21 protein-coding genes are annotated in these 18,120 nt (G+C 46.3%); 20 read left to right on the top strand and 1 reads right to left on the bottom strand.

The annotated features are described in order from the left end of the window. Positions 1–16 precede the first annotated feature (16 nt). From AC0YNZ_RS22310 to sigK, 3 genes are all read left to right on the top strand, one after another. On the top strand, positions 17–1,237 hold the full coding sequence (locus tag AC0YNZ_RS22310; RefSeq protein ID WP_475828699.1) for an acyl-CoA dehydrogenase family protein: 1,221 nt from the start codon (positions 17–19) through the stop codon (positions 1,235–1,237). A 27-nt stretch (positions 1,238–1,264) separates the two neighbouring features. Then, positions 1,265–2,143, top strand: coding sequence for a bifunctional riboflavin kinase/FAD synthetase (locus AC0YNZ_RS22305; protein ID WP_475828698.1), 879 nt, complete (start codon positions 1,265–1,267; stop codon positions 2,141–2,143). Positions 2,144–2,304: 161 nt separating this feature from the next. Next, positions 2,305–3,003, top strand: coding sequence for an RNA polymerase sporulation sigma factor SigK (gene sigK, locus AC0YNZ_RS22300; protein ID WP_475828741.1), 699 nt, complete (start codon positions 2,305–2,307; stop codon positions 3,001–3,003). A gap of 426 nt (positions 3,004–3,429) precedes the next feature. Here sigK and AC0YNZ_RS22295 read toward each other — a convergent pair whose 3' ends face one another. After that, positions 3,430–4,362 (bottom strand): AraC family transcriptional regulator, encoded by a 933-nt coding sequence (locus AC0YNZ_RS22295; RefSeq protein WP_475828697.1) that lies wholly within the window; start codon positions 4,360–4,362, stop codon positions 3,430–3,432. A gap of 294 nt (positions 4,363–4,656) precedes the next feature. Between AC0YNZ_RS22295 and AC0YNZ_RS22290 the strand changes: the two genes are divergently transcribed. From AC0YNZ_RS22290 to AC0YNZ_RS22210, 17 genes are all read left to right on the top strand, one after another. Next, entirely contained in the window at positions 4,657–6,159 is a 1,503-nt protein-coding gene (locus tag AC0YNZ_RS22290; protein WP_475828696.1) for a HAMP domain-containing sensor histidine kinase, read from the top strand. Then, complete coding sequence (locus AC0YNZ_RS22285) at positions 6,156–6,851, top strand: response regulator (RefSeq protein ID WP_475828695.1); 696 nt, start codon at positions 6,156–6,158, stop codon at positions 6,849–6,851. Before AC0YNZ_RS22290 ends, AC0YNZ_RS22285 begins: the two co-directional genes overlap by 4 nt. Positions 6,852–7,220: 369 nt before the next feature. Beyond that, positions 7,221–8,330, top strand: a complete 1,110-nt coding sequence (locus AC0YNZ_RS22280; RefSeq protein WP_475828694.1) for an alpha/beta hydrolase — start codon at positions 7,221–7,223, stop codon at positions 8,328–8,330. 68 nt (positions 8,331–8,398) lie between these two features. Further along, the gene (locus AC0YNZ_RS22275) at positions 8,399–8,863 is read left to right on the top strand and encodes a cupredoxin domain-containing protein (RefSeq protein ID WP_475828693.1); all 465 of its coding nucleotides are present in this window, start codon (positions 8,399–8,401) and stop codon (positions 8,861–8,863) included. Positions 8,864–8,979: 116 nt separating this feature from the next. Next, positions 8,980–9,672 carry a DUF4405 domain-containing protein gene (locus tag AC0YNZ_RS22270; protein WP_475828692.1) on the top strand — a complete coding sequence of 231 codons (693 nt, stop codon included), beginning with the start codon at positions 8,980–8,982 and terminating at the stop codon, positions 9,670–9,672. 57 nt (positions 9,673–9,729) lie between these two features. After that, complete coding sequence (locus tag AC0YNZ_RS22265) at positions 9,730–10,296, top strand: cytochrome P460 family protein (protein WP_475828691.1); 567 nt, start codon at positions 9,730–9,732, stop codon at positions 10,294–10,296. A 25-nt stretch (positions 10,297–10,321) separates the two neighbouring features. Continuing rightward, entirely contained in the window at positions 10,322–10,777 is a 456-nt protein-coding gene (locus tag AC0YNZ_RS22260) for a cytochrome c maturation protein CcmE (protein WP_475828690.1), read from the top strand. Positions 10,778–10,802: 25 nt separating this feature from the next. Further along, positions 10,803–12,782, top strand: a complete 1,980-nt coding sequence (locus tag AC0YNZ_RS22255; protein ID WP_475828689.1) for a heme lyase CcmF/NrfE family subunit — start codon at positions 10,803–10,805, stop codon at positions 12,780–12,782. A 1-nt stretch (position 12,783) separates the two neighbouring features. Further along, complete coding sequence (locus tag AC0YNZ_RS22250; protein ID WP_475828688.1) at positions 12,784–13,317, top strand: cytochrome c-type biogenesis protein CcmH; 534 nt, start codon at positions 12,784–12,786, stop codon at positions 13,315–13,317. A gap of 22 nt (positions 13,318–13,339) precedes the next feature. Continuing rightward, the gene (locus tag AC0YNZ_RS22245; RefSeq protein WP_475828687.1) at positions 13,340–13,633 is read left to right on the top strand and encodes a hypothetical protein; all 294 of its coding nucleotides are present in this window, start codon (positions 13,340–13,342) and stop codon (positions 13,631–13,633) included. 5 nt (positions 13,634–13,638) lie between these two features. Beyond that, on the top strand, positions 13,639–14,331 hold the full coding sequence (gene ccmA, locus AC0YNZ_RS22240; RefSeq protein ID WP_475828686.1) for a heme ABC exporter ATP-binding protein CcmA: 693 nt from the start codon (positions 13,639–13,641) through the stop codon (positions 14,329–14,331). Next, positions 14,328–15,011: a heme exporter protein CcmB gene (locus AC0YNZ_RS22235; protein ID WP_475828685.1), complete on the top strand. Its 684-nt coding sequence runs from the start codon at positions 14,328–14,330 to the stop codon at positions 15,009–15,011. The genes ccmA and AC0YNZ_RS22235 overlap by 4 nt, the downstream gene beginning before the upstream one ends. A gap of 2 nt (positions 15,012–15,013) precedes the next feature. After that, positions 15,014–15,703, top strand: coding sequence for a cytochrome c biogenesis protein (locus tag AC0YNZ_RS22230; protein ID WP_475828684.1), 690 nt, complete (start codon positions 15,014–15,016; stop codon positions 15,701–15,703). An 11-nt stretch (positions 15,704–15,714) separates the two neighbouring features. After that, positions 15,715–15,846: a CcmD family protein gene (locus tag AC0YNZ_RS22225; protein WP_475828683.1), complete on the top strand. Its 132-nt coding sequence runs from the start codon at positions 15,715–15,717 to the stop codon at positions 15,844–15,846. Positions 15,847–15,851: 5 nt separating this feature from the next. Next, positions 15,852–16,361 carry a TlpA family protein disulfide reductase gene (locus AC0YNZ_RS22220; protein WP_475828682.1) on the top strand — a complete coding sequence of 170 codons (510 nt, stop codon included), beginning with the start codon at positions 15,852–15,854 and terminating at the stop codon, positions 16,359–16,361. Between the two features lie 52 nt (positions 16,362–16,413). After that, positions 16,414–17,193, top strand: coding sequence for a stalk domain-containing protein (locus tag AC0YNZ_RS22215; protein WP_475828681.1), 780 nt, complete (start codon positions 16,414–16,416; stop codon positions 17,191–17,193). Then, positions 17,190–18,116, top strand: coding sequence for an FAD:protein FMN transferase (locus AC0YNZ_RS22210; RefSeq protein WP_475828680.1), 927 nt, complete (start codon positions 17,190–17,192; stop codon positions 18,114–18,116). The genes AC0YNZ_RS22215 and AC0YNZ_RS22210 overlap by 4 nt, the downstream gene beginning before the upstream one ends. Positions 18,117–18,120 lie beyond the last annotated feature (4 nt).

Raw genomic sequence — 18,120 nt, 5'->3', positions numbered from 1 at the left:
GAAGGAGAGATTAGTTATGGCCGTAGACAAAGTTATCGATGACAGCTTATTGATGAGAGTACCGGCATGGTGGAACTGTATACCCGGGTTTGAAGAGATGCGCGAGAAAGCGAAGCTTGTCGGAGAGCAGGTTCTAAGGCCGAATGCGGACATTTCCGATAGGGAAGGCATCTATCCGCGAGTAAGCTTGCAGGCGATTGCCGATGCCGGATTTGGCGCTGTTACTGTCCCGAAGGAATATGGGGGGCTTGGTGCGGGTTGTTCCGGATTTGCGGTGCTGGCCGAAACGTTCGCGCAGTATTGTTCATCCACTTCAATGGTATGGGTCATGCATACGGCAGCCGTTCAGACGCTCTTTACTGCAGGGACGGAGGAACAGCGTCAGCGTTTTATTCCGAAGGTTGTGCGCGGTGAAATCGGCGGACTTGCTTTTAGTGAACCGGCGACAGGCAGTCATTTCTGGAATGTCATTAGCAAAGCGCCACGGGTTGGCGAAGGATACATGCTTAATGCGGATAAATCCTTCGTTACCAGCGCCGGCGAGGCGGATTGGTATATTGTCGAAACTAACTCCCCTGACAGTAAGAAAGCCGATCCGTTAATGTTCTTGATTGTGGAAAATGATCAGGACGGCGTTGAAGCGTTCCCGTTCGATGCGTTAGGACTTCGGGGAAACAATAGCGGCCCTATGAAATACAAGAACGTGTTCGTGCCAATCCGAAACAGGTTGGGCGAGGAAGGCGGAGCAGGTTTTTACAATGATACAGTCATAGATCCATTCTTCTTGCTCGGTTCCAGCTCGTGCTGGGTGGGAATTGCGCAAGGCGCGATCAGCGCTGCGGTTGAGCAGGCGAAGAAGAAGGTTCATGCGGATACCGGCAAATCGGTAGCGAGCTACCAAGTGATCCGTCATGAAATGGCCAAAGCACAAATTCTTGTCGATAGCGCAAGAAGCATGCTGTATCGCGTGGCTGAGAAGATGGACGAGTCAGTCTCGAAGGGGGAACCACTGGATTCATGCTTGTATCCATTGTGGGAATTGAAAACCCATGCTGCCGATATTGTTATCGATGTCACCAACAAAGCGCTGCAAATTTCCGGCGGCCGCGGTTACTTGCGCGGGAACATCGAACGGTTCATGCGTGACGGCCGTGCGGGAGCGATAATGGGTCCGACTAACGAAATATTGCGCGATTGGATCGGAAAGACATTGATCGGGCTGCCCTGGCTGGAATAGCAGGCAGCTCCAGAGAGGATTAAATGTATGGAAACCATCTACTTATCCGAGTCCGCTGCCTACTTATCATTTGTCAAAGAGCCTTGCGTGATGGCCTTGGGTTCCTTTGATGGTGTCCATCTTGGGCATCAGCGAGTCATTGGTATGGCCAAGGAAATCGCCCGGCGTCATAATCTCCCGTTAGCGGTGTTAACCTTTTACCCGCATCCCCGGGAAGTACTCGGGAAGGGGCAAGTCAAATATCTGATGCCTCTGGAATTGAAAGAAAGCGTTATGGCTGCGCTCGGAGTAGACCGTTTTTATGTGGTCAAGTTCGATATGGATTTTGCAAACCTGTCTCCGCGTCAATTTGTAGAACGCTATTTGCTACGCCTTAACGTCAAGCATGCAGTGGTCGGATTCGATTTTACTTACGGTGCCATGGGAGCAGGGAATGCGGAGACGCTTGAATCTGACGGGAGCGGTATGTTTCAATCGTATATCGTTCCCCGGATGGAGAGCCATGGGCAGAAGATTAGTTCCACCGTCATTCGGGAATTATTGCAGCTTGGCGAAGTGAAGCGGCTTTCCGATTATTTAGGCTGTTATTATATGACCCGAGGTCAAATTGAATCATCCGACTGTGATCCTAAGTACGGCGTAAGCGTGAGTGTGCGGGTGCATGCCCATTATACGCTGCCTGCGGAAGGTGTATATGAGGTAAATGTATTCATGAACAACCGAGTGAATAACGGTATTGCTTATGTCGCGTTAAAGCCGAATGGATCACTGGAGATTAAGCTTGCCTTGGATGATGCATCCGTTCGGCTAGGAGGACAATCGGTTATCGATTTCAGTTGGGTCGATCGGCTCAATGACCCTGAATTATTAAGGAGGCGGGCATTCGCCAATCTGCAAAGCTTATGATACCGGCATACTGAAAACATAATAATAACTGTTTTCATGCATACTTCACCCCCGTACATGCACTTCTAGGCCGTTGCCCACATACAATGTAGAACTATGCTACTTGTGCGCTGGAGCAATAGCGAATGCATCCAGCAATTCAGCTTGGGGGTGTCCGGTTCATGGGATTGTTTGCAGCTATCGCACTGTTCATTAAGCAACTGTCACTTCTTGTATCGTATGTCAAAAATAATGCATTTCCTCAGCCGCTGCATGAGGACGAGGAAACGAAGCATCTTCAACTAATGGCGGAGGGAAACGCACGCTCTCGGAACCTGCTAATCGAGCATAATCTCCGATTAGTGGCCCACATAGTAAAAAAATTCGACAATACGGGAGAAGATCTCGAGGATCTGATCTCGATCGGCACGATTGGATTGATCAAGGCAATAGAAAGCTTCCAAACCGGAAAAGGGACGAAGCTCGCAACGTTTGCAGCTCGTTGTATCGAAAACGAAATACTAATGCATTTGCGTTCCTTGAAGAAAACCCGGAAAGACGTATCTCTTCACGACCCAATCGGCACGGATAAAGAAGGCAATGAAATTACGCTTATAGATATCCTCGGCACGGAGGCCGATGATATTGTCGATAAGGTGCAACTGAAGATTGAGAAATCGAAGATATATAAAAACTTGGATATACTCGATGACCGCGAGAAAGAAGTTGTGATCGGCCGCTTTGGGCTGGAGCATGGCGGGGATGAGCGGACGCAGCGGGAGATTGCGAAGGAGCTTGGCATTTCGCGGAGTTATGTTTCAAGGATAGAGAAAAGAGCGCTGATGAAGCTTTATCATGAGTTTTATAAGGCGAAGAGATAATAATTATTTTTAAAAATGATCATTTATGTTATGAAGTTAAGCATTATGGCCACGTCTTAGAACGTGGCTTTTTTTTATTGGCTATGTTAACATCCTTAAACTCTTCGAGAAGAAAATCAAGGAATCGATCGCGGAAATTAGAAACAACTCCTTTGCTCGCCAGCATAATTGAAAAAACGAATAATTCTGTTCAAAATATTCCGTTCAGACCAGCGACCGCTTATATAATCTAGGTCATCAGCTGATTCGCAAATTGCACGGAGCTCGTTAATATGGGTAGTGTATCCAGTAGGACATATTTATCCATGTAATGAAGATAAATCGTCCCTCGGCTTACATTCGCCCTGTCGGACAAATCCTTTTTGACGGTCACCAACTTTCATTATGAAATAACGTCGATTATGCCATTAACGAGTTGAAGCTCAATCATCCAGGCCATGCGGTAGTTTCCGGTTTGTGATCATATTTTTCCTTAAGATGTTTAATGTCTGCTTTAGGTGGTGAACCGAACATCCGGGCATATTCACGGCTGAACTGAGAAGCACTTTCATAGCCAACACGGAATGCGACGTCAGCAGCGTCAGCTGACTCGGCTATTAATAGACGCCGAGCTTCTTGTAGTCGAAGCTGTTTTTGAAACTGAATAGGACTCATTGCGGTTATCTCTTTAAAGTGTCGATGAAAAGTGGAAATACCCATGTTGGCAATTTCCGCAAGTTCATCTACCCGCAAGGGCTTATCATAGTTCTTTATGATTTGGTTGATACCATCCCTTATTCGGTAAGTGCTGCTTCCTTCTAATGCAATTTGTGCTAGGGCAACTCCGAACTGCCCGTGCAAAAGTCTGTATATAACTTCTTTTGTGTAAATAGGAGCAAGATAAGGAATATCCTTAGGATTGTCGAGTAAACGAGCTAGTCGGAGTGTCGCATCTAATAAAGATTGCTCAATCCAGCCCACGAATAAAGCCCGCTTTACGTTTTCTTGCGCGGATATAATAAATTCAGAATCGTTTAGTACCTCTAAAATCTGGTTCTCTGTAAATTCAAGTTTCAAACTCAAATATGGAATGTCGGCAGATGCTCTTATGACCTTACCGATCACTGGCAAGTTCATGGAGGATATGAGGTAGTCGGCAGGCCCATACTCAAATCGCTCCTGTGCCAGCCATACTTCTTTCAAACCTTGAGCAATGAAACAGAATGAGGGCTTGTATACTCTATACCCTGGCTCGGTCACATTTGAGAAGCGAATAAAAAATAAGGATGGGACAGCTGTTTCGAAAACTCCGTCTTGACCCGTATGTCGATCAATCAAATAGGCGAGTTCAGCTTTTTGGTTTTGTATTTCTTCAGTCATAAGCCCCTCCTAGAGATTTTTTTGTTTCACCTAAAGATTATTATTGTTCAATTATAGAGCATCTATGTCTTCGGTGTCAGTGGCGCAGAGAGTATTAGGCAATCATTCGAGATAAATGGGATAACGGTCACTGTTTTATTCCAGTCATAATAAGACTAAGAAAGTTAAACTAAAATGATGCTCCAGTCGCCTGCTGCAATGGAAGTAGACACAGGACAGACTAGGTCCGAGTAGCCTGCAATAGAGAGTTGTAAGGAGCAATCCTCGATGTATGCTCCACAGGTCGTTTAGCATTTGTTTAGATTATCTCATCTTGCAGTTTATGATCAACTGCTATTATTAGGTTTAGATTTATTAGAGGGTGCTGTGATGAAACTAGGAAAGAGAATTTTTATTTCTAATACATTGATGGTGTTTCTGTCATTGGTGGTATTGCTTTCAATTGGCGGCGGTATGATTAATGTGTATTTTAAAGCAGCCAACAAGAATAATCAGCTCGACCCTAACATTCTTATGGTTGAGTCTATTTTGAAGCAACATCAAGGAAGCGTTCGGGATTGGTCGAAGCTTAGTGTCCTTTTGGCAGAATATAACTATCGACTTTGTGTCTCACAAGACAATTCACTGGTTTACTGCAATATACGGCACCAAGAAGATGATATAAAAGCCTATCTGCAAACGCTCAATTTGAGCGCCGATCAGCTAAACGTGTTCTTTAGAGATGGCGTGACAAGTATTGGACAACTCATCTCTGTCGGAGATGAAACCTATGATATGGTTGCAGTCAATTACAAGTATCATTATCAGTTGTTTGGCGTAGACCAGAGCGATTTCCAAATATTCTTGCTCACCTTTCTGCTTGTGGGACTTGCCGCCATTGCTGCCCTTTTGCTTTTCAGCCAGCTGCTTACCAAGCGTCTTGTCAAGCACATCATGACGCCCATCCATCAATTGACAGAAAGTGCCAAGCGCATTGAAGAAGGCGATTTATCAACGCCGATCATGTATACAGGAGAGGATGAATTTGAAACCGTATGCTCCTCCTTCAATCAGATGCAGGTTCATCTCAAAGAAGAACAGGATAAAAACGCCGCCTATGAAAAGGCCCGTACCGATATGATCTCCGGCATTTCCCACGATTTGAGAACGCCGCTCACCTCTGTCAAAGGATATATCAAGGGACTGCAGGACGGAATCGCGAACACGCCGGAAAAACAAGTGCAATATCTCTCCATTGCCTACAAAAAAGCATCTGATATGGACGTGCTGCTGCAAAGATTATTCTATTTTTCTAAGCTGGAAACCGGTAATCTGCCGTTCTTTCCGGTAGAGACAGACCTGGGTAAGTTCATACAGAAATTTGCTCTCGATATTCAGGAAGATTTGAAGCAGAAGGATGCTTCGATCCGCGTTGAGATATCGGGCGGTAGTCATCCGGTGAGGATTGATACCGAGCAAATGAGGCAAATACTGGCCAATCTCGTGGAGAATGCACTGAAATATGCAGGAGCAGAGCCGTTAAAGCTCTCTGTAAAGATTAAGCGTGAAAACGAAAATGAAGTGCTTTGCTTTGCGGATAACGGAAAAGGCGTAACGCCGGACCAGCTTCCCCACCTTTTTGGACAGTTTTACCGCTGCGATGAATCAAGAAACAGCATAAACAGCGATGGAAGCGGTCTCGGATTGTATATCGTGAAATATCTGATTGAGGCACAAGGCGGAACGGTTATCGCTGAAAACGATCAGGGGCTGAAATTTACGATGACTATGCCATTAATGAAAGGAGTTAGTGCATGACGAAAATATTGATTGCAGAAGACAATGCCGATATCGCCATGCTGCAAAAGGATTACCTGGAGATCAGTGGCTTTGAAACGGAAATTGTGGCAGATGGCAGCAAAGTAGTGAAAACAGTCTTGGATGGCAGCTATGACCTATTGATTCTAGATCTTATGCTTCCTGGATGCAGTGGTTATGATATTTGTCGTGAAATTCGCGATCAGACTGAAATTCCAATTCTAATGGTGACCGCCAAAACGGAATCCTTTGATAAAATCCGCGGCCTTGGCTTGGGGGCGGATGACTATATTGCAAAGCCTTTCGACCCTGCGGAATTGGTGGCCAGGGTCAAGTCTCATTTGAGCCGTTATTATCGTCTTACCAATGCATACTCTCGAACCGCGGAAGAAAGCGCAATCCACATTGGCAACTTGAAGATAATGACCCGCAGCTGGAAGGTATACCGTGATGGACAAGAAATAAAATTTCCTAACCGGGAGTTTGAACTGTTAAAATTCCTTGCCATGAACCCGAATATCGTTTTCTCCAAAGATCAGCTTTTTGAAAAGATTTGGGGGCATGATTATATCGGTGACAGCGCCACCGTTACGGTTCACATCAATCGCATCCGGGAAAAAATCGAGGAAGATCCCTCTAAACCGAGAATTATTGAAACCGTCTGGGGTGCCGGTTATCGAATAAACCTGTAGCTCAGAAAGTATAGGAAAACACGTACAGAAACAAGAAATACCATGCTCTGTTTACGGGCCGAATGGTTTTTCTTTATTTAGAAATTGTTTAGATTTTTTCATCCACTAGTTTAGGGTTGTTTTTTAAAATAGAACACACGTCCAGAAGTGATTAAACATCGAGCCCTTTATTGATCTAAACAACCGCAGCAAGAAGTGTCCCATCTCCTCGGCGAAGGCCGAGAGGCTATTTTTGACAAAGGAGGAAGGCGAATCGTGTAGTGGCATCGGTTCTCGATGGTTTCACAGAGGACATTTATCTCAAGAGTTAGTCACATCAGTTGGACAAATGATCTTAGAAATTCATTTATTTAGGAGGATTCATTGAATATGAAGTATCTAAAGCTTTTCTCCGCACTCCTGCTCTCAGCCAGCCTTATTGTGTCAGGGAGTGTAATGGCTGCCAAAATGGACAAGACGAAACCGCTGGTCATTCAAGAGCAAGGCAGTTTCGCAGTCGGCGGAACAGTAATCAGCAATCCTGGCACCTTCGATCCCATCAAAATGACTCCTGACGGACAGACGCTTCACGGTGATCATGCTTCTGTATCCTATCAGATCCCGGTGAACGCTCGAAAACTACCTCTCGTATTCTTGCATGGCGCCGGGCAGTCCTCGAGGACCTGGGAAACCACGCCGGACGGACGCGAAGGCTTTAAAAACATTTTCCTGCAGCGCGGCTACGGGACCTACTTGATCGACCAGCCACGCCGCGGCCAAGCAGGACGCAGCACTGTGCCAGGCACAATTCCGGCTACGCCCGACGAACAGCAATTTTTCAATCAGTTTCGCATCGGCAACTGGCCTGAATTCTTCCCAGGCGTACAGTTCTCACGCGACCCGGAAGCATTGAACCAGTACTATCGCCAAATGACGCCCAACACGGGCCCTTTCGATGCCGGTGTAATTTCGGACTCCGTATCCGAGCTATTTAATAAAGTCGGGCCGGGAATTCTCGTCACCCACTCACAAGGTGGAGGCCCAGGATGGATGACGGCAATTAAGAACCAAAATGTCCGCGCCATCGTTTCCTATGAACCAGGCAGCGGTTTCCTTTTCCCGGAAGGTGAAGTGCCTGCTCCAATGCCTAGTGCCGCTGGCACGCTTGAGGCGTCCAGCGTACCTCTGTCAGATTTCATGAAGCTCACAAAGATGCCGATTGTCATCTATTATGGCGACAACATTCCGGAGCAACCTTCGGATAAACCGGGCGAAGACGGTTGGCGTGTACGCCTGGCGATGGCGAAGCTTTGGGCAGACACCGTGAACCGCCATGGCGGTGATGCCACCGTGGTACATTTGCCCGAAATTGGCATTCGCGGCAATACGCACTTTCCATTTTCCGATCTGAACAATCTCGAAATCGCAGATCTCCTTTCCAAATATTTAAAAGATAAGGGATTAGATTCGAGTCAAAATAAATCCCGGAGCGAATCATAATCGAGATAACGTGGTTTATAAAATGGTCTGACAGAACAAACGAAACCGTAGTTTTTGGAGGATATCAAATGAAAAAAGTTTTATTATTTGTTGCAAGTGTCGCTCTTATTGCCAGCCTTACCGTTGCTTGCTCTAACGAAGAAGCACAGCCGACGGAAACAAAATATCAAGAACAAGCACCTGCACCTGCGGGTACAAGCGCAGAGGAAGGTACTGGCGGAAATTCAGGTGGAGCCGCAAATGGCAACACAAGTGGTAATACAGTTGGCGATGCGAGGGCGGAAGTAACGGTGCTTATTGATGAGAATGCCATGTTCAATACACCGGAGCTGCGCGTCAAGAAAGGTACAACGGTGACATGGGTAAATAATGACGACATAGCCCACAACGTATATGAAGTGAATGACTTGTTCAGGAGCGAAGACATGGTTCAAGGTTCATCATTTAGTTATAAATTTGACCAACCCGGCACTTATAGCTATGTTTGCTCCTTCCATCCTTCCATGGAAGCGACAGTCATTGTTGAAGAATAGTGGTGCTGGAGGATTACAATAAGCCCCGGCAGCTGCCGGGGCTTAACTTCATTTGCAAACCGTCAAATTATCCTGATGTGTAAAGTGAGTAAATCAATTAGAAAGAGGAGAACTTATTGAATCGAAATCTGTTAATCAGGCTGGTCGTTGACCTTGTCATGACAGTTCTCATGCTTGTGGCAATGGCTTATCATATTACCGGAAATACAGTCCATGAATGGGTTGGAGTCTTCATGTTTATATTGTTTATTGTCCACAATATTTTAAATCGACGGTGGTATAAGACGATTATTACTGGAAAATACAATATCCGACGTATTTTTAGCATAGGGGTCAATCTGCTTTTTCTTGTATCGATGGTTGTGGTGATGATAAGTTCCGTGCCGATTTCCCGGGACATGTTTGCCTTTATTCCGATAAACGATGACATGATTGTCAGGCAGATACATGTTCAGACTGCATATTGGGGATTTATCTTAATGGCTGTCCATATAGGAATGTCCTGGGGAACGATCATCAATGCAATGCGAAGGATGACGGGAATTACCGGCGCGAGCCGTATTCGCACAATTGCGTTGCGTGTCTTGGCGGTGTTGATTGTTGTCTACGGAGTGAAGACTTCCTTCGAGAGAAATATGGGTTCCAAGCTAATCATATATGATCCGTTTGGTTATTGGGACGAATCGACCTTAAGATTTTTAATTGATTACCTGTCTGTCGTGGGGATCTATATCTGTGGGACGCATTATGCTCTGAAATTTGTTCAGAAGCAGGAAAAAGCTAAGGCTCACAGAGACTCTCGGTTATAGTAAAGAAAAGTCTTAATTGGACGGCAATAAATGATGACGACTTGGAGGAGGAAATCAATGAAAAAACTATTGTTGCCGGGGCTCGCATTGTTGATGAGCCTCACTCTTACCGCTTGCGGGAGCAACTACGATGCTACTCCTGACAGCACCCGGCAGGCTCAACCGCCCGCCGCGTCTGATGGAAGTACATCGGAAGTATCGAATGGGGACGCTATTCCATCACCTTCTGGTCCCGAGCTTGTTCAATTCCCCGAAAACTACAAGGAGGGGGTGCTTTACACGACTGTGGATCGAGGAAATATGCACGGAGAGATCTACACGAGCCGGGAAGCGATTGAAGCTGTACAGAGCGGCCAGCCGGTTCCGAGCGGCACCGTGATCACCTACGAGATCTATGATGATGGAGAGCTTAACAGACTCTTCGTGATGGAAAAGCGCACCGGCTGGGGCGCCCAGTATCCGCCCGAGAAGCGCAATGGGGAATGGGAATACCGGGTATTCAACCCCGACGGATCTGTGAAGGAGGATGAAGACCTCGAACGCTGCTATTCCTGCCACATGAGCCAAGAGGATGATGACTACATGAATAGGCTCGATGAGATGTTGAGCGCGGAATTGAATTAAGAATCTAAGACTTGGAGGGCGGGGAATGAAGAGAAACACGAAGGTGCTTGTGGGAGGGACATTGATTATAGTGGCGATTGTGTCCCTTCTTTTGGGAGCTGCACCAGCCTCCAGCGGAGTAGAAGTAACGATCGGGCAGTTGCAAGCCGATCCTGCGAAATATAGTCAAAATAATTATCTTTTGGTTCAAGGCGACATCATTGGCGATTCAGTTGAATGGAATGCGGATAAGATTGAGCTTCGCTTTAAAATCAAAGATGAGGATGGCAAGATCCTTCAGGTGGTTCATTCCGGTGTAAAACCGGATAATTTCACAGAAGGAATTATTGCGATTGTAGAGGGGACATACGGAGAAGGCGAGATTTTCGAAGCTGACAGAGTCAAAACAAGATGTCCTTCTAAATACGAAGGACGGGATCCGAATAATTATGATCCGGAGTTCCATAATGAATTGCAAAACCGGTCTTCTGTAGGCAAATGATTAATAAAAAGAAGGAGAAAGCCAAATGTACCTTCTAGGAAATACAATCATATACCTTGGATTGGCGTTATCTCTTTATTCGATAGCTGTATTGATTCTGGGAGTCATAAAGCAGAATCAGAGAATGGTCGACAGCGGTAAAAGAGGTTTGCTTGCCGTATTTATTTTGGCCGCTCTCGCCATGATCATCATGTTTTATTTACTTGGAACCAGTCAGTTTCAATATCAATTAGTTAGTAATTATACGAGCAGCGATCTGCCGTTAGTTTATAAGCTTTCTGCACTTTGGGCAGGCAGCGCGGGTTCATTAATGCTTTGGTTGTTTTTTTTGACTTTGTATACCGTGATAGTGATTTATTCGCGGAAAATGCGTAACAATCCGATGGTTCCCTATATCGCTTCCATTATGGCGGCTAATTCCGCGTTCTTCTTTTTCATTCTGGCGTTTGTTTCAAAGCTATTTATACTTCTGGATTATGTTCCAATTGAGGGTAGAGGCTTGAATCCGCAGCTGCAAAACCCTGGAATGATGATCCATCCAGTAATGACTTATCTGGGATATGTTGGGCTTACGGTTCCGTTTGCATTCGCTATGGCGGCTATGATTTTGAAAAATATGGATGACTTTTGGCTTCGGATGACTAGAAGATGGACATTAATCGCTTGGTTGTTTCTAAGCTTGGGAAATCTGTTGGGCGCTCAATGGTCGTATATGGAGCTGGGATGGGGAGGATATTGGGCCTGGGATCCGGTAGAAAATGCATTATTTATGCCTTGGTTGACCGTTACCGCATTACTACATTCCGTCATGATACAGGAACGGAAAAATATGCTTAGGGTCTGGAATGTCGGATTGATTATTGTTTCTTATGCTTTAACGCTGTTCGGCACATTCTTGGTACGCAGCGGAGTGCTGACATCCGTGCATGCTTTTGCCAATTCCAGTTTAGGGAACTGGTTTTTTATGTTTCTGGCCGTTGCTGTCTGCTTCTCCTTATACGTACTCATGAGTCGTTACCATATGCTTCGGGATGCTGGCCAGTTTGAATCATTGATTTCGAAGGAAAGCAGCTTTCTTGTTAATAATTTGCTTTTATCTGTCGCGGCCTTCGCCGTATTCTGGGGAACCATTTTCCCGCTTGTCTCGGAGGCGATACGTGGAACTAAGGTTACAGTCGGTCCGCCGTTCTTTAACACCGTGCAGGCGCCTATATTACTCAGCCTAATTTTCGTAATGGGGGTTTGTCCGCTTCTTGCTTGGCAGAGATCCACTATGAAGAACCTTATGAAAAATTTCTTAGTCCCCGCTTTGCTCAGCGTGGCGGTGTGCGTTATCTTGTTGGCGATCGGAATAAGAAATGCTTATCCTATCATCGCTTACGGCGTTGTTTGCTTTATGATGGTCACTCACTTTATTGAATTTTACCGCGGCGTGAAGGCGAGAAGACAAATGTCCGGGGAAGGCGTGCTGAAAGCTTTATATAATCTGATGACACGAAATCGAAGGAGATATGGGGGATATATCGTGCATTTCGGAGTTGCGATGATTGCTCTGGGGATTATCGGCTCGCAAAATTTCGATCAGCAGACCATGAGAACGGTTGGGCTGGGGGAATCATTTAATATTGGAAACTATACCTTAACATATGAAAACCTTAAAGAAAGAAAAGTAGGGATCAATTCCGTGATTTATGCCGAGCTGTCTATTATGAAGAATGGAAAGCCTCAAGGGATGTTAAGACCGGAGAAGGTCTTTTATGGAAATTGGGATGAACCATCAACGGAAGTAGGTTTGCTCAGCAATTGGCGGGAAGATTTGTATGTGGTGATGGGCAGCTGGGAGAAGGATGGACGAGCTACCTTTGTGGCTAAGGTGAATCCAATGGTGAACTGGATCTGGTTTGGCGGGACGATACTCGTAATTGGGACCATGTTTGCATTATGGAGCGGTAAATACGGAAATATTAAGCCGAGATATTCCGGCTCAGCAAGGAAGGTGGCGTAAATTGAGATGGCGGCTTATTTCTCTTGTAATGAAATGGCGGTTTGTTTTTCTTATTACGATGTTCTTTCTGTGGACCGAATCCGCACAGGCGGAAGAAGAGTTTCTGTTTGACTATAAATCGGAGCAGTTCAAAGAGGTAGCATCCCAGTTTATCTGCAACTGCGGTTGCGGCCAATCCCAATATGATTGCGATATGAGCAATTGCGGAAATTCCACGGTTTTTAAAAGGGAATTAGCCGAACTTATGCGTAAGGGTTGGGATAAGGATCGGATCCGCGAGTATTATGTGAGCATGAACGGAGAATCGATTTTAATGGCCCCTCAGAAAGAAGGCTTCAGCTTAACCGTTTGGATTATACCATTCGCGGTGCTTATTCTCGGAGCAGGAGTTATTTATTTTGCGGTCCGCCGGTGGGTTAATCGTAATCAAGCTGAGGGCCAAAATCCAGATACGGATGTACCCGTCCTATCGGAAGAATCGGAAAATAAAACAATGAAATCGATTATTGATAATGAAAGGAAAAAGTATTTGTAGGTAGGTGAAGAAGATGTCAGCGATGTCGATAGTATCTACTGCCGCGATCGTTTTGTTATGCCTGTACTTGATCATTTCCCCTTATATACGGAGGCATGAGCACGAGAAGATCAATGATGCCGACAATCACCACAATGAAGAGACCGTAGACATGAAGGCTCTTATGGCAACGTTAAATGAAATTGAATTTGATTTCATATCGCGCAAAATTTCCGAAAAGGATTACCATAGACTATCGCGGCAATATGAAACGATGATCTCACGCGCTATGCAAGAGAAGGGGATTGGGGTAAAGAAAGGTGTTGATGAGTTGTGATATACATGCAAGGATTGGTGAAAAAGGCAGGGGATAAAACGATTCTGGGGGGAATCGACCTGCAAATAAGCCATGGAGAAACGGTAGCGATTGTTGGACCCAACGGATCGGGAAAGAGCACCCTTTTAAAACTTTGCTCTTTGTTAAGCAAACCGACATACGGGGAGATAAGAATAGACGGTATGGCAATTCGTGATAATGAAGCCTTGCTTAAAAGGAGGATTGGCTATTTGCCGCATAGCAGCTTGCTGTACGACCACTTGTCCCCAATGGAGAATTTGGTTTACTATGGCTCATTGTATGCTGTGGAAAATGTGATCGAAAGAGCAAAAGTGGTAATCGAAGAGGTAGGACTAAGCTTGTTCCGTCACGAGCCGGTTAAAAACTTTTCCCACGGGATGCAGCAAAGAGTTGCCGTTGCCAGAGCGATCATCCATTCCCCGCGGCTGCTGCTGCTCGACGAACCCCATGCCGGGTTAGATCAGCACGCTGTTATGCTGCTGAATCGGGTAATCGGCAGTATGAAAGAAAAGGGAGTAACTACCTTGATGGTGACTCACGATTTTAAGCAAGCCGCAGAAGTTTCCGATCGGATTATTTTTCTTAATAACGGTTGTGTGGCGGAAGACTTCCATCTAAAAAACGAAAGTCAGTACGTGATCGAAGAGAAGTATTCAAAAATTGTGGCTTTGTCATGATTAATTTCTTTAAATCAACTTTTCATATTGCCAAAAAGGACTTGCGTATGGAATGGAAGACCCGGCAAACCATCGGCACCATGCTGATCTTCTCGGCTTTAGTAATCGTGGTATTCAGCTTTGCCTTTGATCCAACCAATCATTCCATAAAGGTGGTCATTCCGGGAGCCATGTGGGCGGTTATTATTTTTTCAAGTATTTTGGGACTAAACCGTTCATTTCTGTTGGAATATCAGAATGAAAATTTATCCGGGATGATGGCAGCTCCCATTGATCCCTCCTGTATATATTTAGGCAAGCTGCTGGCTAACCTTGTTATGGTGCTGATCGTGGAGCTGGTTTCCATTCCGATATTGTTCCTGCTTTTTGATTTCCGCTGGACGGGAAGCATCTTATACTTTGCAGGTACTGTCCTTCTGGGCACCTTCGGATTGATTGCCATTGGAACCTTTCTGGCCGCTTTATCGGCGAACTCCCGCAGCAGTGAAATGCTGCTGCCGGTGATCTTGTTTCCTGTCGCGACACCCGTACTAATCGGAGCTGTACAGAGCACTCAAATTACCTTGACTGATATTGAAAATCTCTCGAACGCGGGATCCTGGATGCAGTTCATGGCTGCATATGATCTTATTTTCTTTGTCCTGTGTTTTCTATTATTCGAGTATGTGGCGGAGGTGTAACAATGCATAAAGCTCTGGTCATCCTTATCATCCCCATCATGCTCATTGCCTTGTATCTTACGTTTGTCTGGTCGCCTGAAGAGGCGGTAATGGGAGTCGTACAGAAGATATTTTATTTTCATGTCGCATCAGCGTGGACTGCCTTCTGGGCTTTCTTCATCGTTTTTGTCTTTAGCATTGCGTTCTTGATTACCCGTAAACGGGATTTTGATATCGTTGCCGGTGTTTCCGCAGAAATCGGAGTCGTTTTTACCGCCATTGTGTTGATAACCGGACCGATCTGGGCACGTTCCGCTTGGAATACATGGTGGTCGTGGGAGCCCAGGTTAACGACAACTCTGATACTCTTCTTTATCTATCTTGCCTATATGATGATTCGCCAAATGGAAGTGGTCTGGGAGAAGAAAGCACGATTGGCGTCGGTATTCGGGATTATCGGATTTATAGATGTACCTATTGTATACATGTCAATCCGCTGGTGGAGAACCAAGATGCATCCGATCGTATTCGGGGAAGGAGTGGGCCAAAGCGGAGGAGGAATTGAACCGGAAATGATGACAACCCTGCTGTTTACGCTCATTACATTAACACTGTTGTTTGTAGTTTTGCTGCAGAAGGGCATTTACTTGGAGAAAGCAAAGATCGCTTTATCCCAGTGTAAAGAACAGCTCCAAGAAAAAATGGTTCGTTAGGAGGAACTCCTATGTATTATTTGTTTGCGGCATATTCCGTTATTTGGCTTCTTATCGGAGGGTATTTGTTTGTTCTGGGAAATCGGCAAGCTAAACTGAATAAAGAGTTGAAATTTCTGCAGGATATGCAGAAAAAAAGCTAGCGCTTATGAATAAAAACAAACTCATACAAATCACAATACTGCTTCTAATCATTATTTTGTTTGTTTACATTGCCTTGGGGTTGAGGGAAAACAGCGCTGTGGCAGGTGTAGGGGAACCGGGCTATGATTTCGAACTGGAAGATTTGGATGGAAAAATGCATCAGCTATCTGACTATAAGGGCAAAGTCGTCGTTATCAACATATTCGCCACCTGGTGCGAGCCTTGTGTAGACGAATCCCCGGAACTTGAAGCTTTCGACAAGGAATACAAGAATGAAGTAAAACTGCTCATTATTGATAAGGGAGAGCCCAAGAATCGAGTAGCGAAGTTTATTGAAGAGTATAAAACAACTATCACTTACCTGTTTGATTATGATACTCAGGTTTCCAAAAAGTATGGAGTTACAGGGCAACCGGAGACAATCATACTCGATAAGGAAGGGATAATCCGTCGACATATAATCGGAGTTGTTAATAAGAAAATGCTAGAGGAAGCAATTCAGCCTTGGAAATAGGGCAATCGGAGAGAGATGACAAGCTCAAACGTGAGCGAGAGGAGATTTCTGTATGCATAAAATTGTGAAATCGTTTCTTTGTGCAATGATGATCTCGGTTATTCCATTAACCATCGGATGGAATCAGGCGGAATCGGCAAATTCAGATCTGACAGAGATTGTGCTGATGGCGGGCAATCAGCGCGTGAAGGTCAACGGCAAGGAAGTAGAGCTTGAGGTGGCGCCGGAACTGATAGGCAACACGACTTACGTTCCGCTTCGATTTATTGGGACACAACTCGGCACTAACGTTCAGTGGCTACAGGAAGAGAAGTCCGTGATCTGCCGGACAGCGCAAGTCAATATCCTGTTGTGGATGAACCAGAAGCGGGCGATAGTGAACGGCAAGGAAATCGTGTTGAGGACCCCGATGATTAGCAATCAGGGAAGATCGATGGTGCCATTGCGTTTTGTGAGCGAAAATCTGGGAGCGAAGGTCACTTATGATCGATCCACCTCAGAAGTAACGCTTACGAGCGGGGGGATAAGTAATTACACCGTCTACGCAGACGGAGAATACACGGCGACAGGTCAATACGGAAGCCTCCCCTCGTCCATCACTGTGACCGTCACCCTGGATGACGACGTCATCACCACCGTCGAAGTCACTCCTCATGCGACGAACCCGACGTCTCTCGACTTACAGCGCCGCTTTGCCGACGCGGTTCCGGCGGTCGTCGTTGGGAAGAGAATCGACGAGGTGAAAGTGGGCCGCCTAGCAGGATCCAGCGGTACCCCTGACGGGTTCAACGATGCGCTTCGACAGATAAAAGAGCAGGCCCGGAAGCTATGAACACCAATGACTATACGGCTCACTCAGCGGAGGAGTGCGTCAGCAGGTTCGTGTTTAAGGCCATCGGAACCCAATGGGAGATCGAGACCCACGAGCCGTTGGGATGTCGGTTGCAACAACGCATTCTCGAGCGGATTGAACAATTCGAAACCACGTACTCGCGGTTCCGCCCTGAATCCCTTGTGTCTCGGGTCGCGACCGCCCCTGACGGTGGCCACTTCGACTTCCCGGACGACTCGGTTGCCCTCTTTGGTCTCTATGATCGGCTCCACAAGGTTACCGGGGGTGCCGTGGATCCGCTCGTTGGCCGTGATCTCGAACTCCTGGGCTACGATAAGACATACTCGCTCACACCCTCATCCGACTTTGTCCGTGCCAAGGAGCATGCTCGGGGGAGAGCGACCTGGCGGAAGGACATCATCTTGGACGGCACGTCGATCGTCACGCAGCGCCCACTGGTGATAGACGTTGGAGCGGCGGGGAAAGGCTACCTCGTGGACATCGTCTCTGAGATCCTCCACAAGGCCGGATTCACCGAGTTCGTTGTCGATGGTAGTGGAGATCTTCGCCATTCGGGTGACTCCAGCATCCAGGTAGGGCTTGAGCACCCGTTCGATACTAGCCTGGTGATCGGTGTGGTTCACCTGAAAAACCGTGCTCTGTGCGCATCTGCGGTCAACAGACGCGCTTGGGGCGACGGGCTTCACCACGTTCTCGATGCCCGGACAGGCATTCCGGTGCGAGATGTGGTTGCGACGTGGGTGATTGCTGACGAGGCAGCGACTGCAGATGGTTTGGCGACGGCGCTCTTCTTCACAAGGGGAGAACTTTTGGCGGAAGACTTCCGGTTCTCGTATGTGAGGATGTTTGCCGATGGCCGCGCTGAGATCTCGCAGAACTTCGAAGGTGAGCTCTTCTCTTAAGAAC

It is taken from the genome of Paenibacillus sp. J2L1-98, from assembly GCF_056269405.1.
Note: the sequence above shows the minus strand (reverse complement) of the source record. Positions and strands in the feature narration are given on the sequence as shown.